The organism is Ruegeria sp. N11 (assembly GCF_056531525.1).
In genome coordinates this window covers 81,674-96,103 of sequence record NZ_JBQFLX010000009.1, presented here as the reverse complement: position 1 = coordinate 96,103, position 14,430 = coordinate 81,674, and the positions used below count along the sequence as shown (strand labels likewise).

Annotated in this window: 15 protein-coding genes and 1 riboswitch; of the genes, 2 read left to right on the top strand and 13 right to left on the bottom strand. The window is 60.4% G+C overall.

What is annotated here, in order from left to right:
* Nucleotides 1–90: 90 nt before the first annotated feature.
* Both ACR0J8_RS11385 and ACR0J8_RS11380 read left to right on the top strand, forming a co-directional pair.
* Nucleotides 91–1,011 (top strand): hypothetical protein, encoded by a 921-nt coding sequence (locus tag ACR0J8_RS11385; protein ID WP_480890228.1) that lies wholly within the window; start codon nt 91–93, stop codon nt 1,009–1,011.
* Between the two features lie 24 nt (nt 1,012–1,035).
* Nucleotides 1,036–2,592 carry a phosphate ABC transporter substrate-binding/OmpA family protein gene (locus ACR0J8_RS11380; protein WP_480523107.1) on the top strand — a complete coding sequence of 519 codons (1,557 nt, stop codon included), beginning with the start codon at nt 1,036–1,038 and terminating at the stop codon, nt 2,590–2,592.
* Nucleotides 2,593–2,611: 19 nt separating this feature from the next.
* Here the strand turns inward: ACR0J8_RS11380 and radC are convergent, their stop codons facing one another.
* The 13 genes from radC to dnaK form a co-directional block, all read right to left on the bottom strand.
* Nucleotides 2,612–3,367, bottom strand: a complete 756-nt coding sequence (gene radC, locus ACR0J8_RS11375) for a RadC family protein (RefSeq protein WP_480523106.1) — start codon at nt 3,365–3,367, stop codon at nt 2,612–2,614.
* 35 nt (nt 3,368–3,402) lie between these two features.
* The gene (locus tag ACR0J8_RS11370; protein ID WP_480523105.1) at nt 3,403–4,140 is read right to left on the bottom strand and encodes an ABC transporter permease; all 738 of its coding nucleotides are present in this window, start codon (nt 4,138–4,140) and stop codon (nt 3,403–3,405) included.
* Nucleotides 4,137–4,865, bottom strand: coding sequence for an ABC transporter ATP-binding protein (locus ACR0J8_RS11365; protein ID WP_480523104.1), 729 nt, complete (start codon nt 4,863–4,865; stop codon nt 4,137–4,139). The genes ACR0J8_RS11370 and ACR0J8_RS11365 overlap by 4 nt, the downstream gene beginning before the upstream one ends.
* Complete coding sequence (gene tenA, locus ACR0J8_RS11360) at nt 4,862–5,536, bottom strand: thiaminase II (protein WP_480523103.1); 675 nt, start codon at nt 5,534–5,536, stop codon at nt 4,862–4,864. The genes ACR0J8_RS11365 and tenA overlap by 4 nt, the downstream gene beginning before the upstream one ends.
* Nucleotides 5,533–6,468: an ABC transporter substrate-binding protein gene (locus ACR0J8_RS11355; RefSeq protein ID WP_480523102.1), complete on the bottom strand. Its 936-nt coding sequence runs from the start codon at nt 6,466–6,468 to the stop codon at nt 5,533–5,535. Before ACR0J8_RS11355 ends, tenA begins: the two co-directional genes overlap by 4 nt.
* 20 nt (nt 6,469–6,488) lie before the next feature.
* On the bottom strand, nt 6,489–7,454 hold the full coding sequence (locus ACR0J8_RS11350; RefSeq protein ID WP_480523101.1) for a HesA/MoeB/ThiF family protein: 966 nt from the start codon (nt 7,452–7,454) through the stop codon (nt 6,489–6,491).
* Nucleotides 7,451–8,047, bottom strand: a complete 597-nt coding sequence (locus ACR0J8_RS11345) for a thiamine phosphate synthase (RefSeq protein ID WP_480523100.1) — start codon at nt 8,045–8,047, stop codon at nt 7,451–7,453. Before ACR0J8_RS11345 ends, ACR0J8_RS11350 begins: the two co-directional genes overlap by 4 nt.
* Nucleotides 8,044–8,814 (bottom strand): thiazole synthase, encoded by a 771-nt coding sequence (locus tag ACR0J8_RS11340; RefSeq protein ID WP_480523099.1) that lies wholly within the window; start codon nt 8,812–8,814, stop codon nt 8,044–8,046. The genes ACR0J8_RS11345 and ACR0J8_RS11340 overlap by 4 nt, the downstream gene beginning before the upstream one ends.
* A gap of 2 nt (nt 8,815–8,816) precedes the next feature.
* Nucleotides 8,817–9,011 carry a sulfur carrier protein ThiS gene (gene thiS / locus ACR0J8_RS11335; protein ID WP_480523098.1) on the bottom strand — a complete coding sequence of 65 codons (195 nt, stop codon included), beginning with the start codon at nt 9,009–9,011 and terminating at the stop codon, nt 8,817–8,819.
* Nucleotides 8,995–9,972 (bottom strand): FAD-dependent oxidoreductase, encoded by a 978-nt coding sequence (locus tag ACR0J8_RS11330; RefSeq protein WP_480523097.1) that lies wholly within the window; start codon nt 9,970–9,972, stop codon nt 8,995–8,997. The genes thiS and ACR0J8_RS11330 overlap by 17 nt, the downstream gene beginning before the upstream one ends.
* Nucleotides 9,969–10,772 (bottom strand): bifunctional hydroxymethylpyrimidine kinase/phosphomethylpyrimidine kinase, encoded by an 804-nt coding sequence (gene thiD, locus ACR0J8_RS11325; protein WP_480523096.1) that lies wholly within the window; start codon nt 10,770–10,772, stop codon nt 9,969–9,971. Before thiD ends, ACR0J8_RS11330 begins: the two co-directional genes overlap by 4 nt.
* A 45-nt stretch (nt 10,773–10,817) precedes the next feature.
* A riboswitch (TPP riboswitch) is annotated at nt 10,818–10,924 on the bottom strand.
* Between the two features lie 262 nt (nt 10,925–11,186).
* Complete coding sequence (gene dnaJ, locus ACR0J8_RS11320; RefSeq protein ID WP_480523095.1) at nt 11,187–12,332, bottom strand: molecular chaperone DnaJ; 1,146 nt, start codon at nt 12,330–12,332, stop codon at nt 11,187–11,189.
* Nucleotides 12,333–12,406: 74 nt separating this feature from the next.
* Nucleotides 12,407–14,314, bottom strand: coding sequence for a molecular chaperone DnaK (gene dnaK / locus ACR0J8_RS11315; RefSeq protein ID WP_321249926.1), 1,908 nt, complete (start codon nt 14,312–14,314; stop codon nt 12,407–12,409).
* Nucleotides 14,315–14,430: the final 116 nt, after the last annotated feature.

Sequence of the window (14,430 nt, the reverse complement as noted above, 5' to 3'; positions counted from 1 at the left end):
ATTCGAACACAATGACTTCGCGTCGCGGTCACAAATTGGCCGCGATTGACCGGGAAAGTGTGACTCGCTCCTTCAACTGGGGAGGGTGTCTTGTTCGTTGTAAGAAACTACGTGACCATGGGTGGCACTGTCGTCTGCGCGCTCGCCATCGGTTACCTGATGCAGAATGGATCTGCCGCGCAACCTGATGGAAATCAGGCCGGTATCTCTGTGGCTTCTGCCGCGAGCCAACCTGTTGGGCTGGCCGGGCTTGAGCAGTTCGCGCTTACTTCGTCTTCTGCCAGCACCGCGTCACTTTCTGCTCCGGCACCCTCGCAGCGCAGCCTGCAACCCGGCCCCGAAGTAACGGCCGACTGCAACCTGAGCGCGCGCGCCACCGCGGTGCCTGGCGCAGCGGCAAGGTTGATCGTCAAGGCCCCCTGCCACGCCAATCAACGGATCGAGGTCCATCACAGCGGGCTGGCCGTTTCTCAACAGACGGATGAAAACGGCGCCTTGGATCTGACGATGCCGGTGCTGTCGGAATACGCGATTTTTCTGATTTCCTTCGAGGATCAAAAAGGCACGGTGGCAACAACCCATGTGCCGGACATAAGCCAGTACGACCGCGTCGCGCTGCAATGGAAGGGCACGACCGATCTGCAGATTCACGCGCTGGAGTTTGGTGCCAGTTATGGCGGTGACGGGCATGTTTGGGCGGACAGCTCGGCAACGGGTCTCGGCGAAGTTGTCCATATGGGCCAGCCGGGTCTTGGCACCGCGCAGAATATCGAGATTTATTCCTTCCCTTCCGCCCAGTCTGCGCAATCGGGTGCCATCGGCCTGACGGTCGAGGCTGACGTGACCAAGGCCAATTGTGGCTCGGATCTGAGCGTACAGTCGCTGGAACTGCGCGCCGACCGCCGCCTGCGCTCGCGCGATCTGGTGCTGAACCTGCCCGACTGTTCGCAGGTCGGAGAGTTTCTGGTGTTGAATAATCTGTTCCAAGACCTGACAATCGCGGCAAAGTAAACGGCAGGCAGGCTCGAAACTCCTATGACATCCTTGCGTGCAGCGGTGGCTGCACTTTTTCTGGCAACGCTGGCATCTGGTGCCAAGGCGCAGGACATCACGCTGACCTCGCATGACGGCAAGGTCGAGGTAACTGGAAACCTGCTGGGATATGATGGCGAGTTCTATCGTATCGATACCCAATTCGGTGAACTGACGGTGGACGGGTCCGGCGTGACCTGCGATGGCCCCGCCTGCCCCAATCTGACCGATTTTGTGGCAGAGGTCCGGTTCTCCGGGTCGTCGGTCATGGCCGAGAAGGTCATGCCTGCCCTGATTCTGGGTTTTGCCCAACAAGAAGAGTTGTCGGCGACCCCATCACGGATTGACTCGGCAACCTTTGCCTACGATCTGTTTAAACCCGGTCGACCCGCACCTTTGGGGCGGTTCTTCTTTCGCGTGGGCAATACAGGCCGGGGGTTTTCCGATCTGAGCGCGAATGAAACCGATATCGTCATGGCCCTGCGCGAAATCCGTCCGGGTGAGCGAATGGCCGCGGAAGACGCCGGGATGGGCGATCTGACAAAAGCGCGGCGATCCCGGGTTGTGGCGCTGGATGCGATGGTGCCTGTGGTGTCCGCCGTCAACGCAATACGACAGATCTCGCCCACGGATCTGGCACGCGTGTATTCCGGCGAAATCCTGAACTGGGCCGAACTGGGCGGGGCCGATGCGCCGATTGCGCTGCATCTGCCGGACATAGGATCGGGCTTGTCCCAGGCCTTCGAGGATCAGTTGCTTGCGCCCGCCGGCGTGGCGCCGTCCGACACGGTCCTGCGGCATGGGCGCAGCAACGACTTGGTTCACGCAGTGGCCGAGGATCCGTTTGCCATCGGAATCGCCAGCCGGGCCGAAGCTGACAAGGTTCGCGCGCTGCCGCTTGCCGGGGGCTGCGGCCACGCGCTGACGGCGACCCGGCAATCGATCAAGACCGAGGATTATCCGCTAACCTCACCTATGTTCCTGTACCTGCCGTCATACCGCCTGCCCCGGATCGCACGACAGTTTCTGGCCTATACCCAAAGCCCGGAAGCTCAGATGGCGATACGGCAGGCCGGTTTCGTGGATCAGGCACCCGAGACCATGCGCATCGGATTGCAGGGGGACCGCCTCGCAAACGCCATCGCAAACGGCGGGGACGAAGTTGGCCTGGACAGCTTGAAACAGATGATCGAAACGCTGCGCCCGATGTCACGCCTGTCGCTGTCTTTCCGGTTCGAGGCCGGGTCTTCGCGCCCGGATGCCCAGTCCCGCGCGAACATCCTGCACTTGGCGCAGGCGCTTGAGGCCGGGGCCTACGAGGCCCGAAAGCTGACCTTCGTGGGATTCAGCGATGGTGACGGGCCAGCGGCGGGGAACGCCCGCATTGCGCTATTGCGGGCCAAAACAGTGCGCAACGCGGTTCTGGCCGCTGTTGAGACCGCGATACCCGACAGTGTCGAGATCTCGGTCGAAGGGTTCGGCGAAGCCATGCCCATGGCCTGCGACGACACCGAATGGGGCCGCAAGATCAACCGCCGGGTCGAAGTCTGGATCAAGTGACTTCGAATCCCACCGACAGCTACAGATAGCCTTGCGACTGGAAACTCAGCTCTGTCGATTTTCCGATGATAAGGTGATCGTGCAGCACCAGGCCAAGCGCGGTGCAGGCATCTTGAATGCGATTGGTCATGTCGATGTCGGATTGTGATGGTGTGGGGTCACCCGAGGGGTGGTTGTGCACCAGAATCAAAGCCGAGGCATTCAGTTCCAGCGCCCTTTTCGCCACCTCGCGCGGGTAGACGGGAACATGGTCCACCGTGCCCTTGGCCTGTTCCTCATCCGCGATGAGGACGTTCTTGCGATCAAGGTAGAACACGCGAAACTGCTCGGTCTCGCGATGGGCCATGGTGGTGTGGCAATAATCCAGCAATGCGTCCCAGCCTGAAATCACATGCCGTTGCATCACCCGTGCGCGAGCCATGCGATGGGCGCAGGCTTCCAGAATCTTCAGATCCGTGATCACGCTTTCGCCGACACCTTTGATCTGTCGTAACCTTTCTTCGGGCGCGGTCAGCACCCGGTTGAAGTCGCCTAGTTCGTCCATCAGGGCCCGGGCCAGAGGCTTTACGTCTTGCCGGGGGATCGAGCGGAACAGGACCAGCTCCAGCAGCTCATAATCAGGCATCGCTGCAGAACCGCCAGACATGAACCGTTCGCGCAGCCTTTTGCGATGGTCCTTGATATAAGACGGCAACCGGCCTGCCGGCAGCGGCTGCACCGGGGCTTCGTCGTTCTCAAAAAGCATCGGGGCTTCGGCAAAGGCGTCCTTGGTCATACGCGCAGACTGGCGCAGAATTGCTTTCCGAAACGTTAACGCACCTCACCCGCCATGCGCGCCGTGGCGCGGTGCACGACCATGTGCAGCAGGATCGAAAATACACCCAGCGTCAGCATGGCCGCGAACATCAGGTCCGTCTTCGCCCGGCCGTTGGCCAGCAGCATCAGGTTCCCCAGACCCCCGGAGGAACCACCGACCCATTCTCCGATCACGGCCCCGATGGGTGCGTAGACCGCCGCCAGCCGCATCCCCGAAGCCAGCGAGGGCAACGCGGCTGGTATTCGGATATGCCACAAAACCGCGCGCGGACTGGCCTGCATGGTGCGTGCAAGGTCCAGATATCCGGCCGTAGAGCGCATCAATCCGTCAAAAAAGGATGACGTGACCGGAAAATAGATGATCAGCATGGCCATTGCCACTTTCGACCAAAGATCAAACCCCAGCCAAAGCGTCAAAAGCGGTGCCAGGGCAAAAACCGGCAGGGCTTGCGTGAACACCAGCAAGGGTCGCACCAGGATCCGGGTCATGCGCGAACTGGCCAGCGAGACGGCTGTGACAACGCCCAAGGTTACACCAGAAACGAAGCCGGTCAGTACCTCGACCGCCGTTACCCATGTGTCTTTTGCGATGATCCACCGGTTGTCCCACCATGTTTCGGCGACAATGGCCGGGCCGGGCAAGATGAATTTCGGCCAGCCCGTGAAGGAGACGATGCCCTGCCAGACGACAAGGCCAAAAAGCGCGGCCGCAAGCGGAGACAGGTATTTCATGCTGCCTCCTGTCTCAGCAGGCGCAACAATGCGCCCTGCGTGGCCAACGAGTCCGGGTCGTCCACTTTGCGGGGGGCCGGAGCCCTGGGCGGCTGGCATTTGGTCAGCCCGTGCCGGGTCATGACAATAATGGTTTGCCCCAGCCGGGCGGCTTCGGCCGGATCGTGGGTGACCAGCAAAACGGTGCGGCCCCGCAACACCTCGGCCGCGAGATCCTGCATATCGGCGCGGGTCCGGGCATCGAGGGCCGAAAACGGCTCGTCCAGCAATACGAAAGGGCGGTCCTCCATCAAAGTTCGGGCAAGGGCCACGCGCTGGCGCTGACCGCCCGACAGTTCCGACGGTTTCGTGGTCAGGTGATCCCAAAGGCGCATCCGTTTGATCAGACGGTCGCGCCGGTTCAGATCGGCCTTTTCCCCCCGCAACTGTGCGCCCAGCGTGATATTCCGGGCAACACTTGCCCAAGGCAGCAACAGATCGTCCTGCGCCATGTACGCGACACGTTCTGGCACCGGCAAGCCATCGTCGGCCGTGATTTGCCCCGAGAACTCCGCCCCGGTCTGCAATCCCGCGATCAGGCGCAGGATGGTGGTTTTACCGACGCCGGAACCGCCCAGAAGACAGGTCCATTCCCCTGCCGCCAGTGTAAGCGAAAGCGGCGCGAACAGGGTCGCGCCGCCGATTGTGGCCTGTCCGCTGATGGTCAGCGCGGGAGCAGACATCATGGCGTCATGCCCATCTGCCAGAAACTGACTTCAAGTTCGGTCGAAGTGCGGAACGTCCGGCTCAGGCGGTCCCAGCGCGGGGAGGCTTCAAAATCGTGCCCAATGCGCCGTGTTAGAGCCTGATCAAGCAATTGTCCAACCGCCTTGCATGCAGCCTGATAGTCTTCGCTGGCATAGGCGTTGATCCAGTCCCGATAGGTTTCGGACGTGGCCTCGGTTGCCAGACGCCCGCCAATCTCGCCATAGCCCATGACGCAAGGCGCAAGCGCTGCCAGCAAGTCCAGCAAGTCACCGCTGTAGCCTGCCTCGAGCACAAAGCGCGTATAGGCCAGGTTCTCGGCACGCTCGGGCGTTGCAAACAGGTCCCGCTGTGAAATGCCCGCAGCCTCGCAGACACCGATATGCAGTTTCATCTCTTCGCTGATCAGACCGTTCACTGTGCGCGAGGCGGCCAGCATCTCTTCGTGGGTTTCCGATTTCACCACCGCAAGCGCCCAGGCACGGGCAAAATGGATCAGAAACACATAGTCCTGCCGCAGATAATGAAGAAACGCTGCGCGCGGAAGCGTTCCGTCCTTCAACCCTTCGACAAAGGCGTGGCGGGTATAATCCCGCCACGGCCCCTGCGCCGCATCGCGCATCAGCGCGAAGGCCTTGCCATATTCATTCATTGCGCAGTCACGTCGATGGCGATGGCGCTGACCGGGTTGATGCTGTCGATCATGCCGCTGTCTTTCAGAAAAGCCTCGAACCGGGTGTACCGCCCGGCATCGAACCCGGCCGGGCGCAGGGCAAAACGCGGTAGCGTGTCGACCCAGGCACGGGCGTTCAGCTCATCCTGCAGCTCGGGCGAGGTTGCTGCGAAGATTTCCCAGCTTTTTTCGGGGTTGTTGACGATGAACTGTGTTGCCTTTTCCGTCGCGGCCAGAAAACGGGCGATCTTATCGGTATCCATTGTGTCCGGGTTCGCGACATAGATCAGTTCGTCATAGGACGGCACGCCCTCTTCCTCGATATAGAAGCAGGTGCCGGGATGGTCTTCGATGTCCATCTGGTTCAGCTCGAAATTGCGGTAGGCGCCGATCACCGCATCTACCTGCCCCGACATCAGCGACGGTGAAAGCGAGAAGTTGACGTTGATCATTTCGACATCGGCCAGCGCGACGTCATATTTGCCCAGAACGGTGCCCAGAACTGCCTCTTCCACGCCAGCGACAGAAAAGCCGATTTTCTTGCCCTTCAGGTCCGCCGGGGTTTTGACCGGGCCATCTTCCAACACCAGAAGGCAGTTGAGCGGGGTCGCAACAAGTGTGCCGACGCGTTTCAGGGGCAGACCCTCGTGGATCTGCAGATGCAGTTGCGGCTGGTAGGACACAGCCAGATCGGCCTGCCCCGCAGCAACCAGACGCGGCGGTGCGGACGGGTCAGCAGGCGGGATGATTTCAACTTCAAGCCCCTGTTCGGCGAAATAGCCGTTTTCCTGCGCCACGATAATGGGGCCGTGATCGGGGTTGATGAACCAGTCCAGCAAAATGGTCATCTTGTCGTCAGCCCAGGCCGGTGCAGCGGCCAGCAGCGATAAGGCTGTGATCAGTTTCTTCATATCTCGCGTTTCCTTCCTGTTCACGAGGTTGAGGCCGCGACGAGGACAATCTCGCCCGGCCAATCCGATTGAATCCGTTCGGCTGCGCGCCACGCCCGTAGACCAGTGGCGCAGCAAAGGGCCAATCTTTTTGCTTGTTTAGGCTCTAATCCGGACAATTCGACTGGCGTTAGTCGTTCTGCGCCGGGGTGTATCGGGACCAGCGCTTCATCCGTGCCGCGAAGCTCGATGATCCGGTCTTCGGCCGTGAGTTGGCTGGCAGACAGGAAGCGGAAACAACTTGCGGGTTCTGGCGCATCATCGAAACGGAAACTGTTGCTGCGCAGGGTGCGGGCATCAAAGTTCACCATTTGGCCCAGCGGCGATGGTTGCAGGCCCAGGATCACGCTCAGCGCCATTTGCGCCTGCGTCGCGCCGATCACACCGACAACCGGACCCAAAACACCTGCTGAGGCGCAGCTGGCACCACTGTCGGGCGCGTCTGGAAACAGCGCACGTAAGGACGGCGCGCCGCCGCAAAAACCGCCCACATAACCTGACAACCCGAGCACCGAGGCACTGATCAGCGGCTTTCCCTGTGCCAGACAGCTGTCCGACAGGACATAACTGGCCGCATAACTATCCGCACAATCCAGGACCACATCCGACCGCGACACCAGATTTGCCGCGTTTTCGCATGTCAGGGCCTGACTTTGTCTGGTGACTTCAAGCTTGGAGTTGAGGTCGCGACAGCGCCGCGCCGCAACTTCAGCCTTTGGCAGGCCGACATCCCGTTCCGTGAAAAGCGTTTGCCGGTGCAGGTTCGACAGATCAACGACATCGCCATCAACAACCATGATGTGACCCACCCCTGCCCCGGCCAACAGCGGCAGAACCGGCGCGGCCAACCCTCCGGCCCCGACGACAAGTACTCGTGCAGCGGACAGGCCCGCCTGCCCTTCGGGCCCCACTTCGGGCAGGATCATCTGGCGAGCGTAACGGTTCATCGCGTGATGCCGATCCATTCGCGCACCCGCACTTCGGGGTCAGGGTTCAGCGTGATGTCGGTCACTGCCGCGACAATATCGGCCCCGGCCTCGAACACGCCAGGCGCGCGCTCGACGGTCATTCCACCAATGCCGACCAATGGGATACGCCCCACCCGCGCCTTCCATTCGGTCACGCGGGGCAGACCTTGCTGCCGCCACTTCATCTTTTTCAGGATGGTCGGATAGACAGGTCCGAGCGCCACATAGTCGGGGTCCATCGACAGAACCCGCTCAAGCTCATCATCGTCATGGGTAGATACGCCCAGTTTCAGGCCTGCCCGACGGATGGCATGCAGATCGGCATCATCCAGATCCTCCTGCCCCAGGTGGACCCAGTCGCAGTCCGCCTCTATTGCCTGCTGCCAATGGTCGTTCACGACCAACTGAGCGCCATGGGTGCGGCACAGTTCGAGCGAGATCATAATCTGGGCGCGCACCGCGACGTCCGATTGGCCCTTGATCCGCAACTGCACCAGTTTGACGCCCAGAGGCAGCATCCTCTGCAGCCAGTCGGAATGATCGAAGATCGGATAGAATCGGTCCAAAGTCATGACAGAAATGCCTTTCCGATCACGGGGGTTGAGGGTTCAGCCATGTCGCGTGCCTCGATCGGGTCGGCCTTATGGGCCAATTGGCCGGCCTGAACCGCCAATGCCATTGCACGCGCCATCCCCACCGGATCACCGGCACGGGCCACCGCCGTGTTCAGAAGAACAGCATCATAGCCCAGCTCCATCGCATGCGCGGCGTGGCTTGGACGGCCGATACCGGCATCAATGACAAGCGGTACATCGGGAAACGCAGCGCGCAGCGCCCGCAACGCGTATTCGTTGCTCAGACCGCGCCCGGACCCGATGGGCGCGCCCCACGGCATCAGAACCTCGCAACCCGCCTGCAACAGGCGTTCGCCGACGATCAGATCGTCCGTTGTGTAGGGAAAGACCTGAAATCCATCTTCCGTCAGGACGCGGGCGGCTTCGACCAGTTGGAACACATCAGGTTGCAGGCTGTCGGTATGACCGATCAGTTCCAGCTTGATCCAATTGGTCTGAAAAACCTCGCGCGCCATCTGGGCGGTTGTCACGGCCTCTTTCACCGTGTGGCATCCGGCGGTGTTGGGCAGGACAATGACACCCAGGTCGCGGATCATCCGCCAAAAGCTCTGCCCGGCCCCACCCGCGCCTTCACGGCGCAGGGATACCGTGGCAACACCGGCCCCGCTGAGGCGAAACGCTTGTTCCAGAATGGCCGGACTGGGATACTGCGCCGTGCCCAGCATCAGCGGGTTAGGCAGTTCTGTGCCGTAAAAGGTCTTCATCGTCAGCCCCCCTGCATCGGGGCGACAACTTCGACCCGGTCACCATCTTCGAGTTTTCGGGCCAGTCGAAGGCTTTTAGGGACGAACTGTTCATTCACAGCAGTGGCGACGCAGCCCGAGAATCCACATTCCGCCAGCAAATCTGACAGGGTTTCTGCGCGGCTTTCGCGCGCCTCGCCATTAAGCACGATCTTCATCGACCATCTCCGAATGTTTGTTTTCCAGCGCCAGATCGGCGACGCCCTGTGCCAACGCGGGCGCAAGCAGGTAGCCATGGCGATACAGGCCATTGGCATAGATCGTTCGACCCAACCGGCGGATGCGAGGCAGGTTGTCGGGAAAAGCGGGGCGAAGATCGACACCGACTTCCAGGATCTCAGCCTCACCAAAGGCCGGGTTCAGCGCATAAGCCGCGCTGAGAAGCTCCAGCATCGAGCGGGCGGTAATCCGGCCGCTGTCCTCGGATTCGATCATCGTTGCGCCCAGCATGTAGACCCCGTCACCCCGCGGGACGACATAAAGCGGCATGCGCGGGTGCAGCAGTCGCACAGGGCGAGAGAGCGTGACATCCGGGCAGCGGATCACCAGCATCTCGCCTTTGACGCCACGCAGATCATGCAAGATCTCGCGCGCGTGCAACCCCCGGCAATCGATCGCATTCTCCAACCGGGAAGGGGCCAGTTTACGGTGAAAGAGCACACCTCTGTCCCTGAGGTGGCTGTAGAGGTCCCGCAACGCTTGCCGGGGATCAAGATGGGCCTCTGCCCGGAAGAAGAGACCGTTACCGAAATTGCTTATTTCAGGCTCTAAATCAGTGATTTTCGCACTTCCGACTTCTGAATACCCATCCGTTCGGCGTGCAAAGCGGCGCAAATCCGGCAGGTCGCGCGAATGCGCAACAACCAGCGTTCCGCAACGATGCACCCGCGTTCTGGCGGCCCACCAGTCAATCGCTGCTTGTCCAAGCCGCAGAACCGGCTCCTCGGCATTTTCGTATTCACACCAGGGGGCAAGCATGCCACCCGCCCACCAGGAACAGCCATGTGGACCCGGCGCACCTGCCGGGTCGAATATCTGCACGTCAGCGCCGCGCGATACCAACTCGGCTGCAACAGTCAGACCGGCTACTCCGGCACCTATGACCGACCAGACGGTCATGCGGGCCAAAGCTGATGAAAATGATGAACTGGCCCATGCCCGCGACCAATGTCCAGATCATCGGACCGGGCTATCGCGCCTTGCAGATAGCTGTGCGCATCTGCAACGGCCGTCATCAGCGTTTTTCCCAGCGCCAGGCCGGCAGCAATTGACGCGGACAATGTACAACCGGTGCCATGCGTATTTCTGGTTTTCCGGCGCGGTGCCGTGAACTCTGCCACCAAGCCCGAAGCGTCGATCAAGAGATCACGGCAAATGTCGCCGGATCCATGCCCGCCCTTCATCAGAACGGAATCTGCGCCCATGTTACACAAGGCAAGCCCCTGTTTTACCATCTGATCCGGCGTCTCCGCAGCCGGGCAATCCAGAAGGCGTCCGGCCTCGGGCAAGTTCGGCGTCAATAGCGTGGCTATGGGCACGAGCACCGCCCGCAATGTCGCAACCGCGTCTTCTGTCAGCAAGGCATCGCCGGATTTGGCGATCATCACAGGATCCAGAACGATGGAACCACGGAACCCTGCAAGGCTGTCTGCAACACATCGGATGATCTCCGGCGTCGCCAACATGCCAATCTTGACGGCGCCCACGCTCAGATCAGACAGAACGGCATCGATCTGTGCGGCGACAGTATTCAGCGGGATCCCGTGAACGGCGGTAACGGCCCGTGTGTTTTGCGCGGTCACGGCGGTGATCACGCTGGCACCATAAACCCCCAAGGCAGACATTGCCTTGATGTCAGCCTGAATTCCGGCCCCACCGCCACTGTCCGAGCCTGCAATTGTCAGCGCAATAGGCGTCATATCGTTACTCCATCAAAATTGGGCAACGCGCGCATGGAAAACGTCTGACAATCTGAGACCGTTCCCTACGCCGGTATTGCCCGGATCAGGTTCGATGGGTTAGCGCATTAACGCCTCTCAGCCCTTCGATCAGGGCACCCCAACGGTTGACCGGACAATCACAGGCACATCGGAAAAACACAAGACTGAATTTGATCTGTATTATGGCCACCCTGACACCTTGGGTAAGGCCAAAAGTATTTGCGAGGCTCTGCCTCGCGCTCCGGGATATTTGGGGCCAGATGAACAAGGGATCTTTCCTTCATCTGGCCAAAAATATCCCGGGGGAGGCGCCCAAAGGGCGGCGGGGGCAGCGCCCCCTGCAACAAAAAAGCCGCCCGAAACCGGGCGGCTTTGGTCGGGAAAGCGGTTCCCTTAGCTTTTCATGCCATCCCAGAAGGACTTGACCGACGAGAAAAAGCTTTTTGATTCCGGGTGGTTGTCCTCTCCCAGATCGTCAAACTCACGCAGCAGTTCTTTCTGGCGACTGGTCAGGTTGACCGGTGTTTCCACAGCCAGTTCGATGAACATGTCACCCACGCCACCGCCACGCAGGGCGGGCATTCCCTTGCCACGCAAACGCATCTGGCGGCCCGACTGGCTGCCTGCCGGGATCTGCACCCGGCCACGACCGCCGTCGATGGTGGGCACTTCGATCGAACCGCCCAGCGCGGCCTTGGCCATGCTGACCGGCACGCGACAATAGAGGTTTATGCTGTCGCGCTCAAACAGCTTGTGATCGGACACTTCGACAAAGATATACAGATCGCCCGGGGGGCCACCACGCATTCCGGCCTCACCCTCACCCGCCAGACGGATGCGAGTTCCGGTTTCGACACCGGCTGGAATGTTGACGGACAGCGCCCGTTCTTTTTCCACGCGACCCGCGCCGCCGCAGGATTTGCAGGGTTTCTTGATGATCTGACCCAATCCCGAACAGGTCGGACAGGTGCGTTCAACGGTGAAAAAGCCCTGTTGCGCGCGGACCTTGCCCATACCCGAACAGGTCGGGCAGGTCGTCGGTTCTACGCCGCTTTCAGCGCCCGACCCATCACAGGCCGAACAGGCCACGGCAGCGGGCACGTTGATAGTCTTTTGCAGACCCGCAAACGCCTCTTCCAGCGAGACGCGCAGGTTGTAACGCAGGTCAGAACCGCGTGCGGCACGACGGCCACCGCCGCCGCGCTGGCCACCCATGAAATCGCCGAACAGGTCGTCGAACACGTCCGAAAACGCGCTGGAGAAGTCGCCCTGACCAAAGCCGCCGCCGGGTCGTCCGCCGCCACCCATGCCGTTTTCAAACGCGGCATGGCCAAAGCGGTCATAGGCGGCCTTGCGTTCTGAATCTTTCAGAACGTCATAGGCTTCGTTCGCTTCCTTGAACTGCGCCTCGGCTTCCGGGTTGTCCTTGTTGCGGTCGGGATGCAACTCTTTGGCTTTCCTGCGAAAACCTTTCTTGATCTCGTCCGCCGATGCACCCTTGGACACGCCGAGTACATCGTAATAGTCGCGTTTTGACATCAGTGTTTCCTTCTGCCTCAACGTAAACGGGCCGGCCCGGTATCCGGACCGGCCCGAATTGGCCCGGTTACCCGTTAGTTACGCTTGTCGTCGTCCAGATCTTCGAACTCGGCGTCGACAATATCGTCATCACCCGGAGCGGCGTCCGCGGCTGCCGGTTCATCCTCGGCCTCTTCGGACTGCGCCTTGTAGATGGCCTCGCCCAGTTTCATGGCCGCTTCGGTGACGTTCTGGATACCCGACTTGATTTTGTCGGCATTTTCGGTTTCCAGTTCGTCCTTCAACGCAGCAATCGCCAGTTCGATAGCTTCGATGGTGGTCGGGTCGACCTTGTCGGAGTGCTCTTCCATCGACTTCTCGGTCGAGTGGATGAGGCTTTCCGCCTGGTTCTTGGCGTCGACCAGTTCACGGCGTTCCTTGTCGGCTTCCGCGTTCTCTTCGGCGTCCTTGACCATCTTCTCGATGTCCTCGTCGGACAGACCGCCCGAGGCCTGGATGGTGATCTTCTGTTCCTTGCCGGTGCCTTTGTCCTTGGCCGAAACCGAGACAATGCCGTTGGCGTCGATGTCGAAGGTCACCTCGATCTGAGGCATGCCGCGCGGTGCTGGCGGGATGTCTTCGAGGTTGAACTGACCCAGGATCTTGTTGTCCGAAGCCATCTCACGCTCACCCTGGAACACGCGGATGGTTACGGCGTTCTGGTTGTCCTCGGCCGTCGAGAAGACCTGAGACTTCTTGGTCGGGATCGTGGTGTTGCGGTCGATCAGGCGGGTGAACACGCCACCCAGCGTTTCGATGCCCAGCGACAGCGGGGTCACGTCAAGCAGAACCACGTCTTTGACGTCGCCCTGCAGAACACCGGCCTGAATGGCGGCGCCCATGGCAACAACTTCGTCCGGGTTCACACCCTTGTGCGGCTCTTTGCCGAAGAATTTGGTGACCTCTTCGATCACTTTCGGCATCCGGGTCATACCACCGACCAGAACAACCTCGTCCACGTCAGCAGCCGACAGACCGGCGTCTTTCAGAGCGGCGGCGCAGGGCTTCATCGACTTCTTGATCAGATCGCCAACCAGCGATTCCAGCTTGGCGCGGGTCAGTTTCATGACCATGTGCAGCGGCTGGCCGTTCGAACCCATCGAGATGAACGGCTGGTTGATCTCGGTCTGCGAGGTCGAGGACAGCTCGATCTTGGCTTTTTCAGCAGCTTCTTTCAGACGCTGCAGCGCCATCTTGTCGGCAGACAGGTCGACACCGTGTTCCTTTTTGAACTCGTCCGCCAGGTAGTTGACGATGCGCATGTCAAAGTCTTCACCACCCAGGAAGGTGTCACCGTTTGTCGACTTGACCTCGAACAGGCCGTCGTCGATTTCCAGGATGGTCACGTCGAAAGTACCGCCACCAAGGTCATAGACCGCGATGGTTTGAGTGTCTTTCTTGTCCAGACCATAGGCCAGCGCGGCAGCTGTGGGTTCGTTGATGATCCGAAGCACTTCCAGGCCGGCGATCTTGCCCGCGTCCTTGGTGGCCTGACGCTGCGCGTCGTTGAAGTATGCCGGAACGGTGATGACGGCCTGCGTGACTTCCTCACCCAGATAGCTCTCGGCGGTTTCCTTCATCTTGCCCAAAGTGAAGGCCGAGATCTGGCTTGGGGAGTACTTTTCACCGCGGGCTTGGACCCACGCATCGCCATTGCCGCCATCAACGATGGCGTACGGCACCATTTTCTTGTCTTTTTCGACTTCGGCATCATCCACACGACGACCGATCAGACGCTTGACGCCAAAGATCGTGTTGTCGGGGTTGGTGACCGCCTGACGTTTTGCAGGCTGACCGACCAGTCGCTCATCTTCGGTGAAGGCGACGATCGAGGGCGTGGTCCGCGCCCCTTCGGCGTTTTCGATGACTTTCGGCTGCGAGCCGTCCATGATGGCCACGCACGAGTTTGTGGTACCAAGGTCAATCCCGATTACTTTACCCATATTTTCAATCCCTTTCTCTTCAAGGCGATGTCCCGAGGCCGGGACCCGTTATGGCATCCCTGCCCCGATCTGCATTGCGTAATGGCCCTACACCATTGCGCGTCCCGGCGTATATA

Bases quoted from the DNA above. Each gene is read 5' to 3' on its own strand.
- dnaK (WP_321249926.1), bottom strand. From the start codon at position 14,314: ATGGGTAAAGTAATCGGGATTGACCTTGGTACCACAAACTCGTGCGTG.
- ACR0J8_RS11370 (WP_480523105.1), bottom strand. From the start codon at position 4,140: ATGAAATACCTGTCTCCGCTTGCGGCCGCGCTTTTTGGCCTTGTCGTC.
- ACR0J8_RS11365 (WP_480523104.1), bottom strand. From the start codon at position 4,865: ATGATGTCTGCTCCCGCGCTGACCATCAGCGGACAGGCCACAATCGGC.
- dnaJ (WP_480523095.1), bottom strand. From the start codon at position 12,332: ATGTCAAAACGCGACTATTACGATGTACTCGGCGTGTCCAAGGGTGCA.
- ACR0J8_RS11355 (WP_480523102.1), bottom strand. From the start codon at position 6,468: ATGAAGAAACTGATCACAGCCTTATCGCTGCTGGCCGCTGCACCGGCC.
- ACR0J8_RS11330 (WP_480523097.1), bottom strand. From the start codon at position 9,972: ATGACCGTCTGGTCGGTCATAGGTGCCGGAGTAGCCGGTCTGACTGTT.
- ACR0J8_RS11350 (WP_480523101.1), bottom strand. From the start codon at position 7,454: ATGAACCGTTACGCTCGCCAGATGATCCTGCCCGAAGTGGGGCCCGAA.
- tenA (WP_480523103.1), bottom strand. From the start codon at position 5,536: ATGAATGAATATGGCAAGGCCTTCGCGCTGATGCGCGATGCGGCGCAG.
- radC (WP_480523106.1), bottom strand. From the start codon at position 3,367: ATGACCAAGGACGCCTTTGCCGAAGCCCCGATGCTTTTTGAGAACGAC.
- ACR0J8_RS11380 (WP_480523107.1), top strand. From the start codon at position 1,036: ATGACATCCTTGCGTGCAGCGGTGGCTGCACTTTTTCTGGCAACGCTG.
- thiD (WP_480523096.1), bottom strand. From the start codon at position 10,772: ATGACGCCTATTGCGCTGACAATTGCAGGCTCGGACAGTGGCGGTGGG.
- ACR0J8_RS11345 (WP_480523100.1), bottom strand. From the start codon at position 8,047: ATGACTTTGGACCGATTCTATCCGATCTTCGATCATTCCGACTGGCTG.
- ACR0J8_RS11340 (WP_480523099.1), bottom strand. From the start codon at position 8,814: ATGAAGACCTTTTACGGCACAGAACTGCCTAACCCGCTGATGCTGGGC.
- thiS (WP_480523098.1), bottom strand. From the start codon at position 9,011: ATGAAGATCGTGCTTAATGGCGAGGCGCGCGAAAGCCGCGCAGAAACC.